Source organism: Spongiimicrobium salis (assembly GCF_043678055.1).
Taxonomy (GTDB): Bacteria; Bacteroidota; Bacteroidia; order Flavobacteriales; family Flavobacteriaceae; genus Spongiimicrobium; species Spongiimicrobium salis.
Genome location: NZ_JBHEQA010000001.1, coordinates 1,549,590 through 1,569,970 on the forward strand (window position 1 = coordinate 1,549,590; position 20,381 = coordinate 1,569,970).

A 20,381-nucleotide genomic window follows, 5' to 3' on the forward strand; every position below is an offset into this window, starting at 1 on the left:
AAATGTTTACAAAAAGATTTATATACCTGTTGTTCTTTTTCCTTGCATTGACGAAGGTCAATGCACAGGATGAGAATCCGTTTATAGCCTATGATGTCCCAGCACAGAATCTTTTGAAGTTTAATAGATTCTTGCTCAATCCAACATTTTCAACGGTCCAGGAAGATAAATCTTATGTAAACCTGTTCCACAGAAACCAATCAGTATCTTTTGATGATAACAATCAAACTTACTTTTTAAGTTATAGTGGTCGTATTGGTGACCGCAGTGGTTTGGGGCTTAGCCTATATCGTCAAACCGAAGGGATTATCAGTAATTTTGGGGTTTTGGCCAACTACGCGTATGGGATTAAGTTAAGCGATAAAAGCAACTTTACTTTTGGGGCCAATTTATCCTATTACCAAAGTGGTTTTGATGAAGGACGTTCCAATCCAGTAACGGACGACCCCCTTCTCAGTGGATTCCAGGATAGTGCCCTACTTTCTTTTCAGCCTGGATTCAATATCTCCTATGGTAATTTTGATTTTGGGGTCTTCGCTGAAAATTTATTCGACTATAACATAAAGAGCAGTGAGTCCATTACCGAATTCAATGAAAAAACATTCTCCACACATTTACAATATACCCACAAGTTAAAGAATACAACAGGTATTCTTGAACAGGCTCGAGTCATGCCTTTGGCTCGTGTCCGAAAAGTGGGTCAACAAGATCTTGTTCTGGGAGGAAGTCTTATTTTAGATCTTCCCAAAATTGGATGGGTACAAGGAGGTTATGATAGTTTTTATGGTGCTTCCGGAGGTTTAGGTTTTAATATTAACCGAAGGCTTTCCGTTGGTTATTCCATAGAGAAAGGTCTTTCCAATAACTTCGATAATTTCGGACTGACCCATGAAATCAATTTCGCATATTCCTTTACTCCTAATTTAACGGAAGATCGTGTAATGTTAGAGGATGATTTTGAGGATTCTCTAGTAGAAAATACCCCTAAAGAAGAAGTGAAAAGCGACGTCCTTTCCTCAAGTGATGAAGAAATTCAGCGTTTAAAGGAGGCCCTTGCGGAAAACGATGCTATTCTGGCCGAATTAATGTTCCGTCAAGACTCTTTGGAAAGCAGCCGTCAAAAGGACTTAGAACGCAGGTTTGAAATGGTGATGCGAATGGTTCGCAGTGAAACCAAAGGAAACAGACCTGATTTAGAGAAAAAGGCAAAGCAATTGTACTATGTCAATAACGAGAAAGGCAATCTTCCTGCTGAGTTGATCGCGCCTACAGATACTACGGCAGAAACTGCGGTTGCAACTACAGCTGAAGAAAATGACTATGACAAGAATATGATTGCCGCTAAGGAGCACACTACAGAAAAACCAAGCGGTATAGAAAATCAGAAGTCCGTTTTAAAAGAGGAAGACAATACCGCTATTGCCGCTAATAAAATAGATAAGAAACCTGCTTCTAAAATTGCTCCAAAACCTGAAAAAGAAAACAAAGCTTTTGCGTTAAAAGAGCAAAAAACCGATGCTATAGCCAGTACTTCCACTAAAAAGAAAGTGTTTGGAAATACGCCTACAGACGAAGAAAATACCGCCTTTACGCGTGCAGCAAAAAGGCAAAAAGTAAAAAATAAAAAGTTCAAAAATTTAGCAGGAGTTGCTGATGGATACTATATCGTAGCCAATGTATATAAAGGAAACCATTACCTCAACAAGTTTGTAAATAAGCTTAAGGACCAAGGTCTTGAAGCCGATTATATTGACAATACCAACAATGGCCTAAAATATGTCTATTTAGAGCGTTATGACACATGGCAAGATGCCTTAGCGGCGCATAAATCCAAAATTAATGGGGCGTATACCGATCAAATGTGGATCATGAATGTAGACAATACCGATCAGTATACAGATAAGGCATATGTGGCCAACACAAAAAAGATCAAAGAAAAAGCTGCCAAATATGATACCGATGTTCTCCAGAAGAATGTTGTTGTCAAAGACAAAGTGGCTTCCAATCAAACCAAATCAAAAACATACAATATCAATGGTGTGGGCTCCGGTTTTTACATTATAGCCAATGTATTTTCCAGTCAACGCAACGCCAATCGATTTGTAAAATTATTGAATTCCCAAGGTTTAAACGCCAGTTATTTCATCAATCCAGAAAATAACTTCCGTTATGTGTACTTAAAAAAGCACGCTTCTTGGAACAATGCTTTAATATCCTATTACTCCAAACTAAATAGCACGTACGACAAGAAAATGTGGATCATGCGTGTCTCGCCAAACCAAATCACCTAATGAAAATCTTATTTATTAAAAACAGAATTTCCTGGCTTTTACTATTGTTTTTCGGGCTATTATCCTTTTCTAGCCTGCAAGCACAGGTTCCTTTCAATCCAAGATTGGTCAATGAAACGGACCCCTCGCTCCGGTATATCAATATCCGCGGAGACTATACGTTTCTGTCCAATGGGATCATGAACCGTGTAGATTGGGTAGTAAATGCCAACAACGCCAATGAACCATACAATGGTAATTTTGGAAACAATAACTGGCATAGGGAATATATCGACATTGACGGTGACCCAACCACCTTTAGTTCTTCAAGCTCAACCTTGAATTTTGACGACCCCGACTGTACCAGAATCTATTATGCGGGGCTATACTGGGCAGGGAACTACGATGTAGAACGGCGAAGTAACTTTGTTTATCCCGCCGAACCTTTTAATGATTTTACCAGAAACGATTTTACACAGATAAAATTCAAAGTTCCGGGAGGGACATATATTGATATTCAAGCAGATACTGCCGCCGATCCCGTAGGGCAGGAAGACGATATCTTGGTAAATGGTTTTGCCGATGGGATTACCGACAGCCCCTATGTATGTTATAAAAACGTAACCAGTGAATTACAGGCACTGGCCGATCCAAGAGGAGAATATACCGTTGCCAATGTGCGCGGTACTAGAGGTTTTACCACCTATGGGGCAGCGGGTTGGACACTTGTTGTTATTTACGAAAACCCCAATATGCCTGGTAGATATATCTCTACTTTTGATGGTTATGAAGGGGTAACTACGCAAACCACCGCTTCCGCCACCGCCGATATTAACGTAAATGGCTTTAATACTATTCCTGTAGGACCCGTAAATGCTCGTTTAGGGGTTAGTGTGTTGGAAGGGGAAAATGATTTGACCGGAGATAATTTTAGAATCCGATCCAATAGCAATTCCAGTTTTACACGACTTGAAAATCCTTTAAATCCAAGAAATAACTTTTTTAACTCAAATATTACCATTGACGGAGCCCATGTCACAACCAGGGACATTGCCAGTCAAAATACTTTGGGTTATGACTCCGATATCTTTGACATCAACAACCCCGCCAATAGCATTATTGGGAATGGAGAAACGGGCGCGACCTTGCGTCTAAACACCCAAGGGGATTTCTTTGGCGCTTTTCTCGTGGCTTTTGGGGTCGAAATTATTGAACCCAATATTGTACTGGAAAAAAGGGTGGAAGATATCGCAGGTAACGACATTACGGATCAAGGGGTAAACTTGGGTCAAATGCTGGATTATGTCCTGTCTTTTCAAAACATAGGAAATGATGATGCCGCCACCTATACCATACGCGATGTATTGCCCATAAACACCACTTTTATACCGGCCAATTTAGTGCTCCCCCCAGGGGTTACCTATACTTTTGACGCAGCTACGAATGAAGTGACTTTCACCATTCCTCCGTCTTTAGTGGAAGAGAACGACCCCATTTCTACGATTCGAATGCGGGTACGTGTGGCCGAAAACTGTTTTGATTTTATAGATGCCTGTTCCAATACCATTCAAAACCTGGCCTTTGGAACATATACCGGGGTAATTAACGATAATGAAATTACCGATGACCCTTCTGTAACGGATTTTGACGACTGTGGTTTTGTTACTGCAGGTGCCACGAACTTCCTATTGGACGATTTGGCCAACTGTGATTTCAGCAGAACGGTCCTACTGTGTGGTGATGATGTATTATTGGATGCTGGAGATGGCTTTGACGACTATATCTGGTATCGCGATGTGAACCAAAACGGAGTTGTGGATCCCACAGATCCCGTGATCAATGACGGAGATCCTGATGGAGACCCCAGTACCCAATTGGTAGATCAGACCGGAATTTATATAGTAGATAAATTGGTGGCCGATCCATGTATCGGTTATGAAGAAATCATTACCGTAGAGCTTTTTGGAGCAACGCAATCCAACCCTATTGCCGCATTGATCAACGATACCACCAATACGGTTGAGGGACAAGTGCTTACCTGTCCCAATGATGGTTCCGACTTACCGGAAGTTTTCCTTTGCGGTCTTAATGATACGGAACTAATAGAAATCAATATTCCAGATGCAACAAGTATTGTTTGGGAACAATTGGATGAAGCCAGTTGTGCTGCCGCCACTACAAATTGTCCAAATACGGGTACCTCTTGTACTTGGAATCAGGTGAGTACTGGAAATAGTTATGAAGCTTCGGCTGCAGGTCAATACCGCGTAGTGATCAACTATGCTAATGGATGCTTTAGTCGTTTCTTTTTCAATGTCTTCCAGAATCCTTTAGATCCCCAGTACAATAGTACCGATCTTATTTGTACCACTCCAGGGAACATTACTGTAACGAATGTCCCAGCGAATTACGATTTTCAACTATTGGATGCTACCAACGGGAATATCTTAGTGCCTTATAGCGCCAATAATGGTCCTAGCTTCACCATTAACAGCAACGGGGCCTACACCGTAGAATTAAGACAACAAGGTGTTGTAGGTGGATGTGTGTTCCGCCTGGAAGATATTGGTATTCGTACGCGTGATTTTCAAGTTGAGGTTACACCCCGAAATACCGATTGTACCGGACTTGGTGAAATTTCTATTTCTGCCTTGAACGTAGAACCACAATACAGTTATCAAATATCCCAGGGAGGTACCGTTGTGGACACTTTTGGACCTTCGGGCGACAATAATTACACCTTTGAAAATTTGAACCCTGGAATCTATGATATCCTGTTGACCACAGATGATGGTTGTTCTTATACAGAACAGGTAACCATAGAAGACAATAACGATTTAGAAGCTACCGCAGTTACCACAAAACCTATTGATTGTAATGACGGAATCATTACGGTAACCGGGACTGGAGGCTTTCCAAATCCAGATTATGTTTATGCTATTTGGAGCTTTAATGGCACGGATCTTTATACCGATTTAACGGACATTCCAGCAGACCAATTCCAAGTTAGTAACGACTTTCTATTTGATAATACCCAAGCAGGGGATTATGAGTTTATTGTCGTTGATGGCAACAACTGTTTCTATGTTACCAATGTGGCTACTATTGGTATTGCGCCAAACGCAGCATACACTCCAATAGTGACGGACGAAACTTGCGTTGGGGCCAACGACGGTTCATATGACATTAATGTAACCAATAGTTTTGGGTATACCCTTTCCTATGTTCTTACGTATCCAGATACCACTACTGCAACAAACACTTCTGGGAACTTTACAAACTTGCCTCAAGGTGATTATAGCTTGGAAATTACACAGCTAAACGGAACTTCTTCCTGTGTCTTTACAGAAACTTTCACAATTTCTGGGCCAAGTGACCCCTTAACAGGAGATGCCGTCCTTATTCAAGATTATACCTGTTTACAGGACGCTAGTATAGAACTACAAAGTGAAGCGGGAGGTACTGCTCCTTATGAATATAGTATTGATGGCATCAATTTTGTCAGTGGTGCCGGAGCAGAAATTTTTACCGGTCTTGCCGATGGTACCTATACCATCACCATAAGGGATGCCAATGGGTGTACCTTTGTCACCAATGCTGTAACCGTGGACCCTCTTGGTCCGCCTACGGACATTAGTTTTTCGGCTACCACACCGGTCTGCCCAGATGTCACCGCAGATGTCACACTAACGGTAACCGACGGGAACGCTCCTTTTACCTATCAACTTATCGCACCTGCGGCAGATTTTACCGATAATGGGACTAGTAACACCTTTACAGGCCTCGCTCCAGGCACATATACCTTTAGGATAACTGACGATAAAGGCTGTACCTTGGATGAAAGCTTTACTATAGACCCCATAACACCTATTAACGTAGTGGGGCAATTGGTACGAAATATCAGCTGTATTGATGACACCGATGGAGAAGCTCTTTTCACAGTATCTGGATTCGGTGGGGATTACGATTATGAAATAACAGGGCCGGCTACCTTTAATGGGACCGCCGAAACCAATACTACCATTCCTCTCAATAGCCTGGATGATGGCACCTATACGATTACGGTAACGGATAATACTACCAATTGTACAGCAAGCACCACCGTAACTATTGAAGCACCCGCAACAGCATTGACTTTAGGAGCAGCCCCTACGCAACCTAGCTGTACAACAGATGGTAGTGTACAATTAACTGCTACTGGAGGATGGGGAGGCAATAACTTTACCATTACCTTTCCTGATGGCACTACCACGGCCACAAATACTACAGGGACTTTTACGGCCCTTTCACAAACAGGAACTTACAATGCTTCCGTAACCGACGCAAACGGATGTACTGTAACAACAACTTTTGATTTAAATGCAGCTGTAGCCCCAGTTTTGGAAATTGTTCCCAACGCTGCTTGTTATACCGCCGCCGCGGGACTTAGTCTAACGGCAAATGTTATTTCTGGTGGTGACGGAAACTTTGAGTACAGTCTTAATGGAGGGTCTTTCGGGACGACCAATGTATTTAGTGGACTGGCTCCAGGCACCCATACCATTACTGTTAGGGATGGTAATAATTGTACAGACGCTGAAACCATTACCATAAATCCAGAACTGACCTTAACGGCAACTGCTGACAACATTTCTAGTTGCGGCACTTCAACCGATGTCAGCATTACTGGTGCGGGAGGCGATGGAAACTATGTATATACCCTTGTTCCCAATGGAACAACGCCCAATGCCGGCGACTTTGGAGCGGCAAATACGATTACCGCCAACGCTACCGGAGATTTTGATGTTTATATCCGTGACAATAATGGAAATACAGATTTCTGCGAAGCCTTAATTACCATAACCATAGCCCAAGACGCTCCTTTGGCGTTAAATATCACCAACACCCCTATTTTGTGTAGTGGGCAGGCACAGGCTAATATTACTGTTGGCGTGAGTGGGGGAGAAGCGCCCTTTGAATATAGTATAGATAATGGAGCAACCTATCAGACTTCCGACACTTTTGTGAATCGGGCTGCAGGTAGTTATACCATTCGTGTACGGGATGCAAATAACTGTGAAGTATCTGAGATTTATACCATTACCGAACCTTTTACCCTTTCTGCTTCTGCAGGTGTTACCGAAGTAGTGGAATGTAATCCTACCGATGGGGCAGAGGTACGTATTACCAATGTTCTTGGAGGTACCGCGCCTTACGAATATAGTTTTGATGGTGGAGCTTCCTATGGTACCAACAATATTGACTTCTTGCTTTCCGGAACCCATAGTCTTTTTGTGAGAGATGCCAATGGCTGTACTTTCCCAATGACCGTAATTGTTCCAGATCCTGTAGTACCACCTACTTTTACACCTGTTATTACCTATGAATGTGATGGTGAAGGTGTAATCACAATTAATTCATCAAATACTACGGATTTTGATTATACCTACGAACTTAACGGGGTATTAAATACCCCCAATGATTCCAACGTCTTTACCAATGTTCCCGTTGGGCCACAAACCGTTACGATAAATTATACTGCCAACACCCCTCCGGTGCCAAGTGACTTGTTATTGGAAGATTTTGGTGTTGGTCCAAATACGAGCATTACAGAAATTGATCCTGCGTATTGTTATGAACCCCAGGATGGATCTGTACATGCTTGTGATCCAGGTATACCTTCACGTATCGACGATGGAGAGTATTCTGTTACCCAAGTAATTACAACTCCTTTTGGGTCTTGGTTAAGTCCCAACGACCATACCGGTAATGCCGGAGGACGCTTCTTGGCCATCAATGTAGGCGGAGTTGCCGGAGTAAACGGTATTATCTACGCTAAAAGAAATATTGAAGTTATTCCAAACCGGGATATTACCATTTCTTTAGAGGCCTTTAACCTGTTGCGAAGCGGCACCAGTGGAGGAGACCCTACTATTGAAGTACAGCTTGTAAATTCAGGAGGAACTGTTATTGCCAGTGTTGCCACAGGTAATATTCCAAAAAACACAGGGCCGGATGATTGGCAAAACTTTACCGTTGATCTTAATCCTGGAGCTGAAACGAATTTAGATATTGTTATCAGAACCAATTCTGCGGTTACGAATGGAAACGATATTGCTATAGACGACATTAGAGCTTTCCAGACACCTCAAATATGTTCTTCTTCTGTTGATCTTCCTGTTGTCATAGAAGCAGGAAGGGAATTCCAAGCCAGTGTAACTGGTTTTACAGATGTAAGTTGTAATGGATTATCAGATGGTACGATCACTTTTGAAGTAGAAAATTTTGATGCCGCTACAGGCTTTGAATACTCCGTAGATGGTGGGACAAATTATATCGTCTCCACAACATCACCTGTAACAACGGCTGCCGTTTTCCCTGCAGGAACACAAACAGTATTAATCCGTAGAGTGGCCGATAATAGTTGTGCAACTAGTGTAACACAACTCATTTCAGAGCCTACCGCAGTAGTCACTACGGCCTCCATTACCGATCCCTTCTCCTGTAATAATGCAGGAGCAACGATTACGGCCAGCGCTACAGGAGGTATCCCTACCTATGAATATCAATTGGAGGACGATTTAGGAAACATTATCACGGCCTACCAAACCAATGATACTTTTGTGGTCACTGCCGGAAATTATATCATTCGTGCACGTGACACCAACGGATGTCCTGATCCTATAGATACGGCCATTACCGTGTCCAGTCCGGTAAACCCGACCTTTACTGCCACAGCAACACAATGTTATTCTGGAAACAACGATGCCACGATTCAGGTAGACGTTACTTCTATTCCAGGTAACGGAGGCTTCCAATTCCAATTGGATGGAGGGCCTTGGACAACACCTACTCCGGCAACCGCTACATCCTTTACCTTTACAGGACTTGGCGCAGGAAATCATACCATTGACGTTAGAGATGCTTTTGGATGTACTGCAGGGGTACAAACCTTAACGATAAACCCACAGTTAGAACTTACTGCCTCGGCAGCAAACATAACAGCATGTGGCACAGATACTGATGTAACAATAACAGCTGTTGGAGGAGATGGAAATCATGTTTTTGCCATCGTTGCCGATGGTGTTACACCTACTGCCGGAGATTTCAGCGCCGCTGGTACACAGACCGTTACTGGCGCAGGAGATTACGATGTTTATGTACGTGATAATGGAGGGGTTGTTACCTTTTGTGAAGCTTCCTTTGATCTTAATATTCAACAAGATGCTCCAATTGTAATTACACCTACCATTACCGATGTACTCTGTAACGGTGAAAATACAGGAGCTATTTCTCTTGCCATCACTGGCGGAAACGCACCTTACGAATATCAATTGGAAGATAATACGGCTGCAATCTTAACGGCGTATCAAACTTCCAATACTTTTTCCAATCTTGCAGCGGCCAACAATTATGTTGTTCGTGTGAGAGATGCCAATGGTTGTGATGCTACGCTCCCCATAACGATTAATGAGCCCGATGCCATTACTGCAGAAGCGGTAATCACACAACAATATACTTGTGCGCAATTGGGCGAAATCACCGTAGGAAGCATTACGCCTACAGCGGGAGGCTCAGGAGACTATCAATACCGTATTAATGGAGGAGCATGGTCCGCTTCTACAACAGGAGGATTCGTTTTCACCGATCTTACCGATGGTTCGCATGTCATTGAAGTACGCGATGCCAATACCATTACTTGTAGTATTGCACTGGCGCCTATAACCATTGACCCCTTACCTGTTGCTCCAACACTTGCAACGACCATAGCTTATAACTGTGATGGTACAGGCAACGTAACGGTTACTCCTTTTGATGCCACATTTACCTATATTGTAGATGGCGTACTTCCTGGACAAACCGGTGCCGGGGCCAATGTATTAAACAATCTTAGCATTGGAACACATACCATTACTGTAGATTACGGGCGAGGATGTACGGTAGATACTACGGTAGTTATTGAAAACGGAAATGCTTTTGATGCTACAATAACTGCCTTCGATGATATTAACTGTAATGGTTTGTCCGATGGTAGCATTAGCTTCGACGCTACTAACTTTGACCTTGCCACCGGATTTGAATATAGCGTGAATGGTGGAGGTTTCACCACTTCAACCGTATCTCCGGTAACCTTAACTGGACTTACAGCACAGAATTATATCATTGTTGTTAGGGACCTTAGGGATGCAACCAACTGTTCCATAACCCTGACACAGTTGCTTTCAGAACCTACGCCGGTAGTCACTACGGCATCCATTACCGATCCTTTCTCTTGTAACAATACTGGAGCAACAATCACTGCTTCGGCTACTGGGGGTATTCCAAACTATGAATACCAATTGGAAGATGATCTTGGGAACATTATAACCGCTTATCAGGCCAACGATACCTTTGTGGTCGGTGCCGGAGACTATATCATTCGCGCACGTGACACCAACGGATGTCCTGACCCTATAGATACAGCTATTACAGTGACCAGCCCTGTAAATCCAACATTCACTGCAACTGGAACACAGTGTTACTCTGGGAACAACGATGCTACGATACAAGTAGATGTTACTTCTATTCCTGGTAATGGAGGCTTCCAATTCCAATTGGATGGAGGGCCTTGGACGACGCCAACACCAGCTACGGCTACATCCTTTACGTTTACGGGACTTGGAGCAGGTTCCTATGACATTGCTGTTAGAGATGCCTTTGGGTGTACAGCAGCTGTACAAACAGTGGTCATCAACCCACAATTGATTGCTAATGTAGTATTGGATAATGATTTAACGTGTTTAGTTGATGCTTCGGCGACCATTACCGCTACAGGAGGTTCTGGTACGTATACCTATGAGTGGTCCAATGATGGGGGCACCAATTACTTTACTACCGATTTCACGGCCAACGTATTTACGACCAATACCGCTGGTACCTATATCTTCCGAGTTACGGATACCACAACGCCAACCGCTTGTCAGGTGGTCACTGGTCCAATTACGGTGAACCCAGCAGATATTCCAGTAATCACCTCAGTAACCCCCACCAATATTTTATGTAATGGGGAAAGTACGGGTGCACTGGATGTGCTTATTGACAATACCATTGGAAGACCTCCCTATACGATTAACGTGGTAGAAACGCTTTCTACAACAAACTTCGGAACACAAACTACTGGTTTACCTGCCGGCGATTATGAAGTTACCATTACGGACGATAAAGGTTGTGTTTCCGTACCATTCGCTGTAAGTATCAGTCAACCTGATGCCATTGTTTATGACATCAATCTTGTTCCCATTACCTGTGATCCGCTTGCGGGAACCAACCCAGGTTCCATTACCGTAGAGAATCTAACAGGAGGTACTGCAGAATACACCTATTACTTAACCGGAAACAACGGTTTCAATGATAGTTATACCACAACAGCAGGAGGAGAAGACCATACTTTTGCCATCTTGGACTTTGGTATCTATGAAGTAGATGTGGTAGACGCCAACGGTTGTTCCTTGCGAACCACCAATATTATTGCCTCTCCACCAGATGATCTGGATATTGATGTTTCTACCGCTACAGTGGACTGTACTGTAGGTGGAACTGCCATCATTACAGTATCTTCTGCGGTAGGAAGTGGAAATTATGAGTTTGCCATTTTAGAAACTTTTGCTGTACCTTATTCTACAGCCTACATTCCTGCGGATACCCCCGGAGGAGATACTGCAACATTTACAGGGTTGACTCCTGGTATTACCTATACTTTTGTGGTCCATGATCTTACCACGGATTGTTATTATCTCGAAACGGCAGCAACACCGATCAACTCTCCCTCCAATTTGAGCGCATCTTTGGATGTGGTGTCTAACATTACCTGTACAGGAGCAGCTGATGGAGATGTTACTTTTACTTTTGACAATTACGATGCTGCAGCAACTGCAGTGAACTATGAAATATTTAATGCACAATCTAATGTAACAACAGGAATCACGGGATCTTCTACGGTAAATACTCCTGGACCTACTGGTGCTATTACCATCACAGATCTAGGGCCATTGCCCCAAGGTGTGTATTACATCCTGTTAAGCGAAGTAGGAGGTCCTTTTAATGGATGTTCTGTAAGTACTGCAGATATCACCATTACGGAATCTTCCAACTTATTGGATGTTACGGCTACATCACCTACTAATGATAATTGTAATACAAACGCAGGTGTTATTACGGCTGTAGGACAATTTGGTACCGCGCCTTATGAATACCAATATTTATTGAGCACGGATCCGGCACCAACCGCAGCTTCTGCAGGGTGGACAAGCAGCACAACAGCCAATGTTGAAGCTGGAGACTATATTGTGTACATTAAGGATGCCAATGACTGTATCCAAAATGATCCTGTAACTGTTCTTTTAGATCCAAGCCCAGAGATTTCCTTGACTATTGTTGATGAATGTGTTACTGAAGGAAACTTTGAAGTTTTAGTGACATTAGATCAGTCTGGATTAACACCCTATTTCTTAAGCGTTAATGGGGGTGCATTCCAAGAAGTGACGTTCAACGCCACCTTCCAATACACCGTTACCGGATTGAATTCCGGATCGGGACAGACCATTGCCATCCGAGATTTGAACGGATGTGGGGAATCGGAAACTTTTGATATCCAGCCCCCTTTGCAATACAATGCTACTTTAACGACCCTCTTGGATTGTGAAACTGCTCCAGCGAACAATGCTGAAATTACTATAGAAGTAACTTCTGGTTCTGGAAACTATGAGTATGAAATAGACGGTCCTGGTGCTGCAGACGAAGCACGAACCGCCTTGCCTGCTACTCCATTTGTATGGACCGATGCAAGCGTTGCCGGAACCTATACCATTACTGTATATGATGTGAGCACTTCTGTTCCCAACTGTTTCCTAACACAGACCGTAGACGTACCTGCTGCGGTTGTGCCAAACATTAGTATTGCCAATGCCACGAATGTGACCTGTAATGCTGCTGATGACGGCACCATTATTGTGTCCGCAACGGATAACGGCATTACTCCAGTATCTTTTGAGATTACCGCTGTAGATGGTACCCCTTTAGGAACTGCTATTGCCCCTACCTCAAACACCGATGTAACGGCCACCTTTACAGGTCTTGCAGGCGCTACTACAGGAACTACCTATACCATTACGGCTACTGGGAACAATAGTTGTACTTCAACCATTGATCAAATCATTACCCAACCAGATGCGATCGCCAATGTTAATGCTAGCGTCCTTGAATTTGGCTGTACAACGGCAAATAGTGTGGACAATGCTACGATTACGATTGATATGGCATCGATTACCGGTGGATCTGGAACTTATGTGCGTTATGAGTTTATCAATGACCAAGGAACGGCTACAACTACTGACGATGTGGTTGAACAAGATGGTACGAACAATATATATACCGAAACCAATACAGCCGGTGGAACTTATATCATCAATGTGTATGACAACAATGGATGTATCGGTACTACCACGGCAACGATTCTTCCATATATAGAAATAAGCAATCCAACAGTTACGGTTACACAAGAAGTAACTTGTGCCCCTGGGAACGATGCTGAAGTTCAAATTGGCATTACTCAAAACCCAGGAGCTCCTGTAGCTAATATCGAATATTCTGTTGTTGGAACGGACAATGCCTATAGCGTATTGAATCAAACATCAAACACCTTTACCGGTATTGGCGTGGGCAATTACTTGGTTACCGTTGAAAACACAGACACCGGTTGTTCTGTACAAACGACATTTACGATTGCAGACCCCAATAACTTTGAAATTACTACCGTAACTACTGATGCTATTTGTTTTGGCGATGACGGTACAGTGAGCTTTACCATAAACGATCCTGTAAATCCATATACCGGAGGTTTCTCTTGGCAGATCTATGATACACAAGGAACCGCTACTTTAGCTGATGACGCAATGGTGGTAGGTGCTATGGGAACCTCTGCAAATGTAGGACCAACCGTTCCCTTTGCCATTGCCCCTGGAACGTATCGCGTGGATATCGTACAAGATTCCGACCCTTCTTGTACCAACATGGATTTCTTTAATATTGCAGCACCGCCAGCAGCTATTACGGCAACTACAATAGTTGACCCTATTACCTGTTTGGGTAATGATGGTGCCATTGAAATTATAAATACCACAGGGGGTAGAGGCGGATATCTATACTATATCAGCACAACACCAAATCCTGATCCCAATAATCCAGCCAATTATACGGCAAATGTGCGCGAAGAAAATCTTGCCCCAGGAACCTATGATATCTGGGTAATTGATCAGGGAGGATGTCCTTTTGAGCTTACGGATGTAGTCTTAAGCGATCCAACCCCAATAACGGCTACCCTACAGATTACCACACCAAACTGTGATGGCTTGGACGGTGTTCTTGAGGTAACCGGAACAACAGGTGGTCAAGGAAGTAACTATACCTATCAATTGCAACGTTTTGATGGAACTTCTTTTGTAAACTTGGGTGCTTCGCAAAACACAACAACCTTCAGTGGTCTGGGAGAGGGACAATATCAGGTTGTCATCAATGATCAGTGGAGTTGTACTGCGACAACCAATACTATCCTTCTTTTTGATGAAATCGTACCTCTGGCCACAGTGGTAAAAACCATTGATTGTACGGCAACACCAGGAGGTGAAATTACGATTACACAAACCGGTGGATCAGGCAACTTTGATTATACGGTGACCTTCCCTGATGGAACAACCACAGCTTCTAATACAACGGGTATATTTACCGGACTTACGCAAGTAGGAGTATATACCTTTACAGTTACCGATCAAGCGGTAGGACATGCATGTGTTAAAACCATCACCCAAAGTTTAGAGCCCATTGTTCTTCCGAATATCAGTATAGCCAATGCAACCGATGTTACTTGTAATGGTGCAGATGATGGTACCATTACCGTTTCTGCTACCGACAATGGAATTATCCCGGTTTCCTATGAAATCACTGCCGTGGATGGCACGCCTTTGGGAACTGCCATTGCGCCAACATCCAATACAGCCGTTACGGCTACCTTTACCGGTTTGGCAGGAGCTACTACGGGCACTACCTATACCATTACTGCAACCGGAAGCAATGGATGTACCTCAACAATAGATCAAACCATTTCGCAACCAGATGCGATTGCCAATGTAAATGCCACGGTAGTAGAGTTTGCCTGTGCTACAGGAAACAATACGGACAACGCCAGCATTACTATTGATATGGCAGCGATTACCGGTGGATCTGGAACCTACGTTCGTTATGAATTTATTAATGACCAAGGTACGGCAACCCCAGCGGATGATGTCGTAGAGCAAGACGGAACAAGCAATGTATATATCGAAACCAATACTGCTGGTGGCACCTACATCATCAACGTCTATGATGACAATGGATGTTTAGGGTCCACAACAGCAACCATATTGCCTTTCGATGCACTATTGACGGCGACAGCAGCAATTACAAACCCGATTAGCTGTAATCCAGGATTGGACGGAGAAATTACCCTTACGGTAACTTCTACCGTAAACGACGCCAGTAGATTTGAATATAGTATAGATAACGGCGCCAATTATCAGGCATCCAATGTATTTTCTGGATTGGATATCGGTACACACAACTTCTTGATCAGACATATCGATACTGGATGTATCATTACGGCATCTGAAACTATCGAAGACCCAAACACTTTTACCATAGATGTGGTGAAACTTCAAGATGTCATCTGTTTTGGAACAACAACGGGTGAAATTACCTTAGAATTAGTTGATGCGGTTTATGCTGGTGGATTTGATTGGGAAATCTTTGATACCAATGGTACGCCCGGCAATACTGCTGATGATATTTCTGTTCTTACGGGAACAGAGGCAACAAATGGCCCAACAGCAACCATAAACCTTGCTGCAGGAAGCTATATTGTTAGCATATCTCAGACAAACGCGCCAGAATGTGTGAATACTGAAGCATTTACCATAGCTGGACCAAGCGCGGCCCTAACCGCTAATACAGATGTCACTCCAATTACATGTATTGGTAACGACGGTGCTATTGAAATCATTGATGTTCTTGGCGGATATGGAGGATACTCTTATTTCGTAGGAACTGCTGCTCCTACAGGTGCAGGAGATTATGTGGCCAACCCACTATTCGATGGTCTTGCTGTAGGCACTTACCAAGCCTGGGTAATAGATTCCAGCGGTTGTGAGCAGCTCATACAAAACAACATTAATCTTGTAGACCCAACTCCAATAACAGCCACGCTACAGATCAATCAGGAAAATTGTACCAATTTAGAAGGTATTATTGAAGTGATCGGTACTGCTGGCGGACAAGGAAGTAATTATACCTATCAACTACAGCGTTTTGACGGCGTCTCTTTCGTAAACTTAGGCGCTTCCCAAACCACTACAGTTTTCAACGGCTTAGGAGAGGGACAATACCAGGTGGTGATCACGGATCAATGGAGTTGTACGGCTACCGTAGGTACCGCAACCTTATATGAGGAAATTAATTTAACGGCTGCAGTCGTCAAAAACATTGATTGTACAGCCACTCCAGATGGAGAAATCACCATTACAGCAAACGGAGGATCTACGAATATTGAATATACCATAACCTTCCCTGACGGGACTACAACGGCAACCAATACCACAGGTATTTTTACAGGCTTGTCCCAAGCAGGTACCTATTCCTTCTTGGTGCGCGATTTGGATACCACCAATCCGGTATGCGAAAAAACAATTACGCAAAGCCTGGATAGCCCAGTGATACCAAATCTATTGGATGCTATAATTTCCGATGTACTTTGTAATGGAGAAAGCAATGGAAGTATTACGGCAGTTCTAGACGGAGCTACCGCTACGAATCCTCCATATCAGTATGAACTGATCGGGGTAAGTGCAGGAGCGCCAAACCGTCCACTGCAGAACGACCCATTCTTTGATGGCCTGCCCGCAGGAGAATATCAAGTACGCGTGGTTTCTGAGAGAGGATGTGTAGATACAAAGAATGAAATCATTGCAGAGCCTACAGCACTCCTTATCGATGCTACGGCAACTGCCTTTGTTTGTGCTGCCAACAACACAGTGAATGTTGCTACTATCACTGTAGCGATATTGGATGGAGCTACTACACCTGGAACAAGTTCGGGTACTGCTCCTTATCTATACAGTTTGGATAATATCAACTTCCAATCTTCCAATACCTTTGATATTGTAGACAATGGTACTGTTCAAAACTTTACGGTTTATGTACGCGATGGCAATGGTTGTCCAACAACCGATACGGTTACCATACAACCGCTGAACACCTTTACCGCAACAGTGAGCCAAGATGCCGCTATCACTTGTGTTGGTCCGGAAATGGTAACGATTACGGTGAGTGACAATGGTAATGCAGGGAATACATATACCTACGAATTATTGCCTATTGGAAATCCAAATGGGGCGCTTACCGCTACCCCAACAAATACTACAGCTACTTTTAATTTAACTGCTGTAGGAAGCTATACCTTTAGAATTACGGATACTGCTACGGGATGTTTCGTAGATACACTTCCATATGACATCGCTCCTTTTGATGAATTGGAAGTTACTGCGGCCGAGCTTACTCCTGTAACTTGTTTTGGAGATACCAATGGCGTGGTTTCAATTTCAATTGCAGGATACTCTGGCGGATATTCGTACGAAGTGTTCAATCAAGATGGTACGTCCGCGGGGATTACCGGTACCGGAAATACCACTACAGACCCATTGAATATTTCAGGTCTCTCCGGAGGAAACTACTTTGTGCGCGTTGTGGAAACAGATGCGGCAAGTACCTTGTGTACGGATGACTCCAACATATTTACAATCACTTCTCCCGACATGCCGTTGACTGCAAACATACAAGATGTAGCCAATGTAACCTGTACGAACGATCAAGGAGAAATTCTTGTAGATCCAACAGGAGGATATGCACCTTATGATATTGTTTTGACCAATACTACGACTACGCAGACGTATACGGCTACTGATGTTAACAGTATGGTCTTTACCGGACTTTCCGAAGGAAACTTTACGGTAGTGATTACAGACGACAATGGTTGTGTGTTCAATGGTACCGAAAATCTAGTTGCTCCAACACCAATTACGGCCGATATTACAGCTTCTGTAACCACCTTAGCTTGTTTTGGAGATACTAATGCTACGGTTACGGCACAAAACGTACTTGGAGGAGAAGGAGTATATCAATACCAGATCAACCATTATGATGCTGCAGGAACCACCATTACGTTTACGAGCGGGGTTCAAACAAGTCCAGTATTCACAGGATTAGGCGCTGGTATCTATAGCATAAGCGTTTCGGACCGTTTCAGCTGTGATGTAGAAACCGTACAAGTGACCATTTCAGAGCCTACGGAAGTATCCAGTTCCTTAGTACAGGTGAGTCAGCTGACTTGTACCGTAGATGCTCAAATTCAACTGACGGCAACAGGAGGAACAGCACCGTATCAGTATAGTGTTGATAACATTACCTTCTTGCCTATGTCTGGTGGGGATACCCATACCTTTACAGTAACTGCAGGGGTATATCAGTACTATGTAATTGATGCCAATGGATGTGAGGCCAATATATCCAATCAAGTAAGTATAGATGCCGTTGCGCCATTGAATATTGCTATCGATGATAGTGCAGCCATCGTAAATTGTACTGGAGAAGCTACAGCAACGATTATTGCTGATGCTACTGGAGGTCTGGGCAATTATTCTTATGAATTATTGGATGACCCGACCAGTACGACGCCTTTGGCCACGAATACCAATGGTATCTTTAGCAATCTTTTTGCAGGAGATTACTATGTACGAGTGACCAGTCAGGATTGTGAGGAAATTACCAGTCTGATTCGTATAGATGATCCGGCACCATTGCAAATAGACAATGAGGCGTTTACTTCCAATACCTGTCCAGGATCAAATGACGGTACCATTACCGTTGAGGTTTCTGGAGGTACAGGGACTATTTTATACGCTATTTCTCCGAATTTAAATCAATTCGACACCCAGAATACCTTTACAGATCTAGCGCCTGGAACTTATGATGTCATTGCACAGGATGAGAACGGATGTTTCTTGACCTTCCAATACACCCTTACGGATCCGGCACCAATAGTAGTAGACTTTACCGCATTACCAGAAATATGTGCCGGTAGCGAAGATGGATCTATTGCATTGAATATTACTGGAGGTACTGCACCATACAGCACTAGTTTAAACACTAATGCCGATGCTGATTTTGTTCAAGATCAATTCAACTATAGCAATTTGTCTGCTGGAACTTATGTTGTTTTTGTAAGGGATGCCGCAGGTTGTAATACGAACGTTATTGTTGAAATAAATCCTGGTGTAAACCTTAATGCCACCATAGAAACCTTATACCAATGTACAGGGGATACCCCAACCAATAGCATCAATATTGTGCTTGAAGATCAAACAGTGGCTGGAGATGTACTCTACGCACTAGACTCTACAGATCCTGCTGCTATGGTGTTGACACCAGATTTCAACAATATGGCTCCAGGTACCCATTACATTACTATTGCCCATAGCAATGGTTGTATGAACAGAATAGACTTTGAGATAGAGGATTTTGCACCATTGACCCTTACGGTAGAATTGAGTAATATCAATGAACTTACCGCTACGGCTGGTGGAGGGAATCCTAATTACACCTTCTACTTTGGAGATGTGGACAATGGAACCGACAATACCTTTATTATCAACAGAACGGATACCTATACGGTACGAGTGGTCGATGAAAACGGTTGTGAGGCTGTGGCACAGATATTTGCAGAATTTATAGATATTGAGATACCAGATTTCTTTACTCCTGATGGAGATGGCGTCAATGATTTCTTTACCCCAAGAAACCGAGATGCGTTCCCTCAGATAATAACCATCATTTTTGACCGTTATGGTAGGGAGATCTATAGATTTGGACTAAACGATTCCGGATGGGATGGTAAATACAAGGGCACCGACCTCCCAACCGGTGACTATTGGTATACCATTAAGCTCAACGGAGCCGAAGACAAAAGAGAATTTATAGGCAATTTTACCCTATATCGATAAAAACTTAACCTAC

The 20,381-nt window shown here is 43.2% G+C and carries 2 protein-coding genes; both read left to right on the forward strand.

Annotated elements, in window-relative coordinates:
* The first annotated feature begins 2 nt into the window (after positions 1-2).
* Positions 3-2,291 (forward strand): PorP/SprF family type IX secretion system membrane protein, encoded by a 2,289-nt coding sequence (locus ACEXOE_RS06990; protein WP_394748024.1) that lies wholly within the window; start codon positions 3-5, stop codon positions 2,289-2,291.
* Positions 2,291-20,368, forward strand: a complete 18,078-nt coding sequence (locus tag ACEXOE_RS06995; RefSeq protein WP_394748025.1) for a T9SS type B sorting domain-containing protein — start codon at positions 2,291-2,293, stop codon at positions 20,366-20,368. The genes ACEXOE_RS06990 and ACEXOE_RS06995 overlap by 1 nt, the downstream gene beginning before the upstream one ends.
* Positions 20,369-20,381 lie beyond the last annotated feature (13 nt).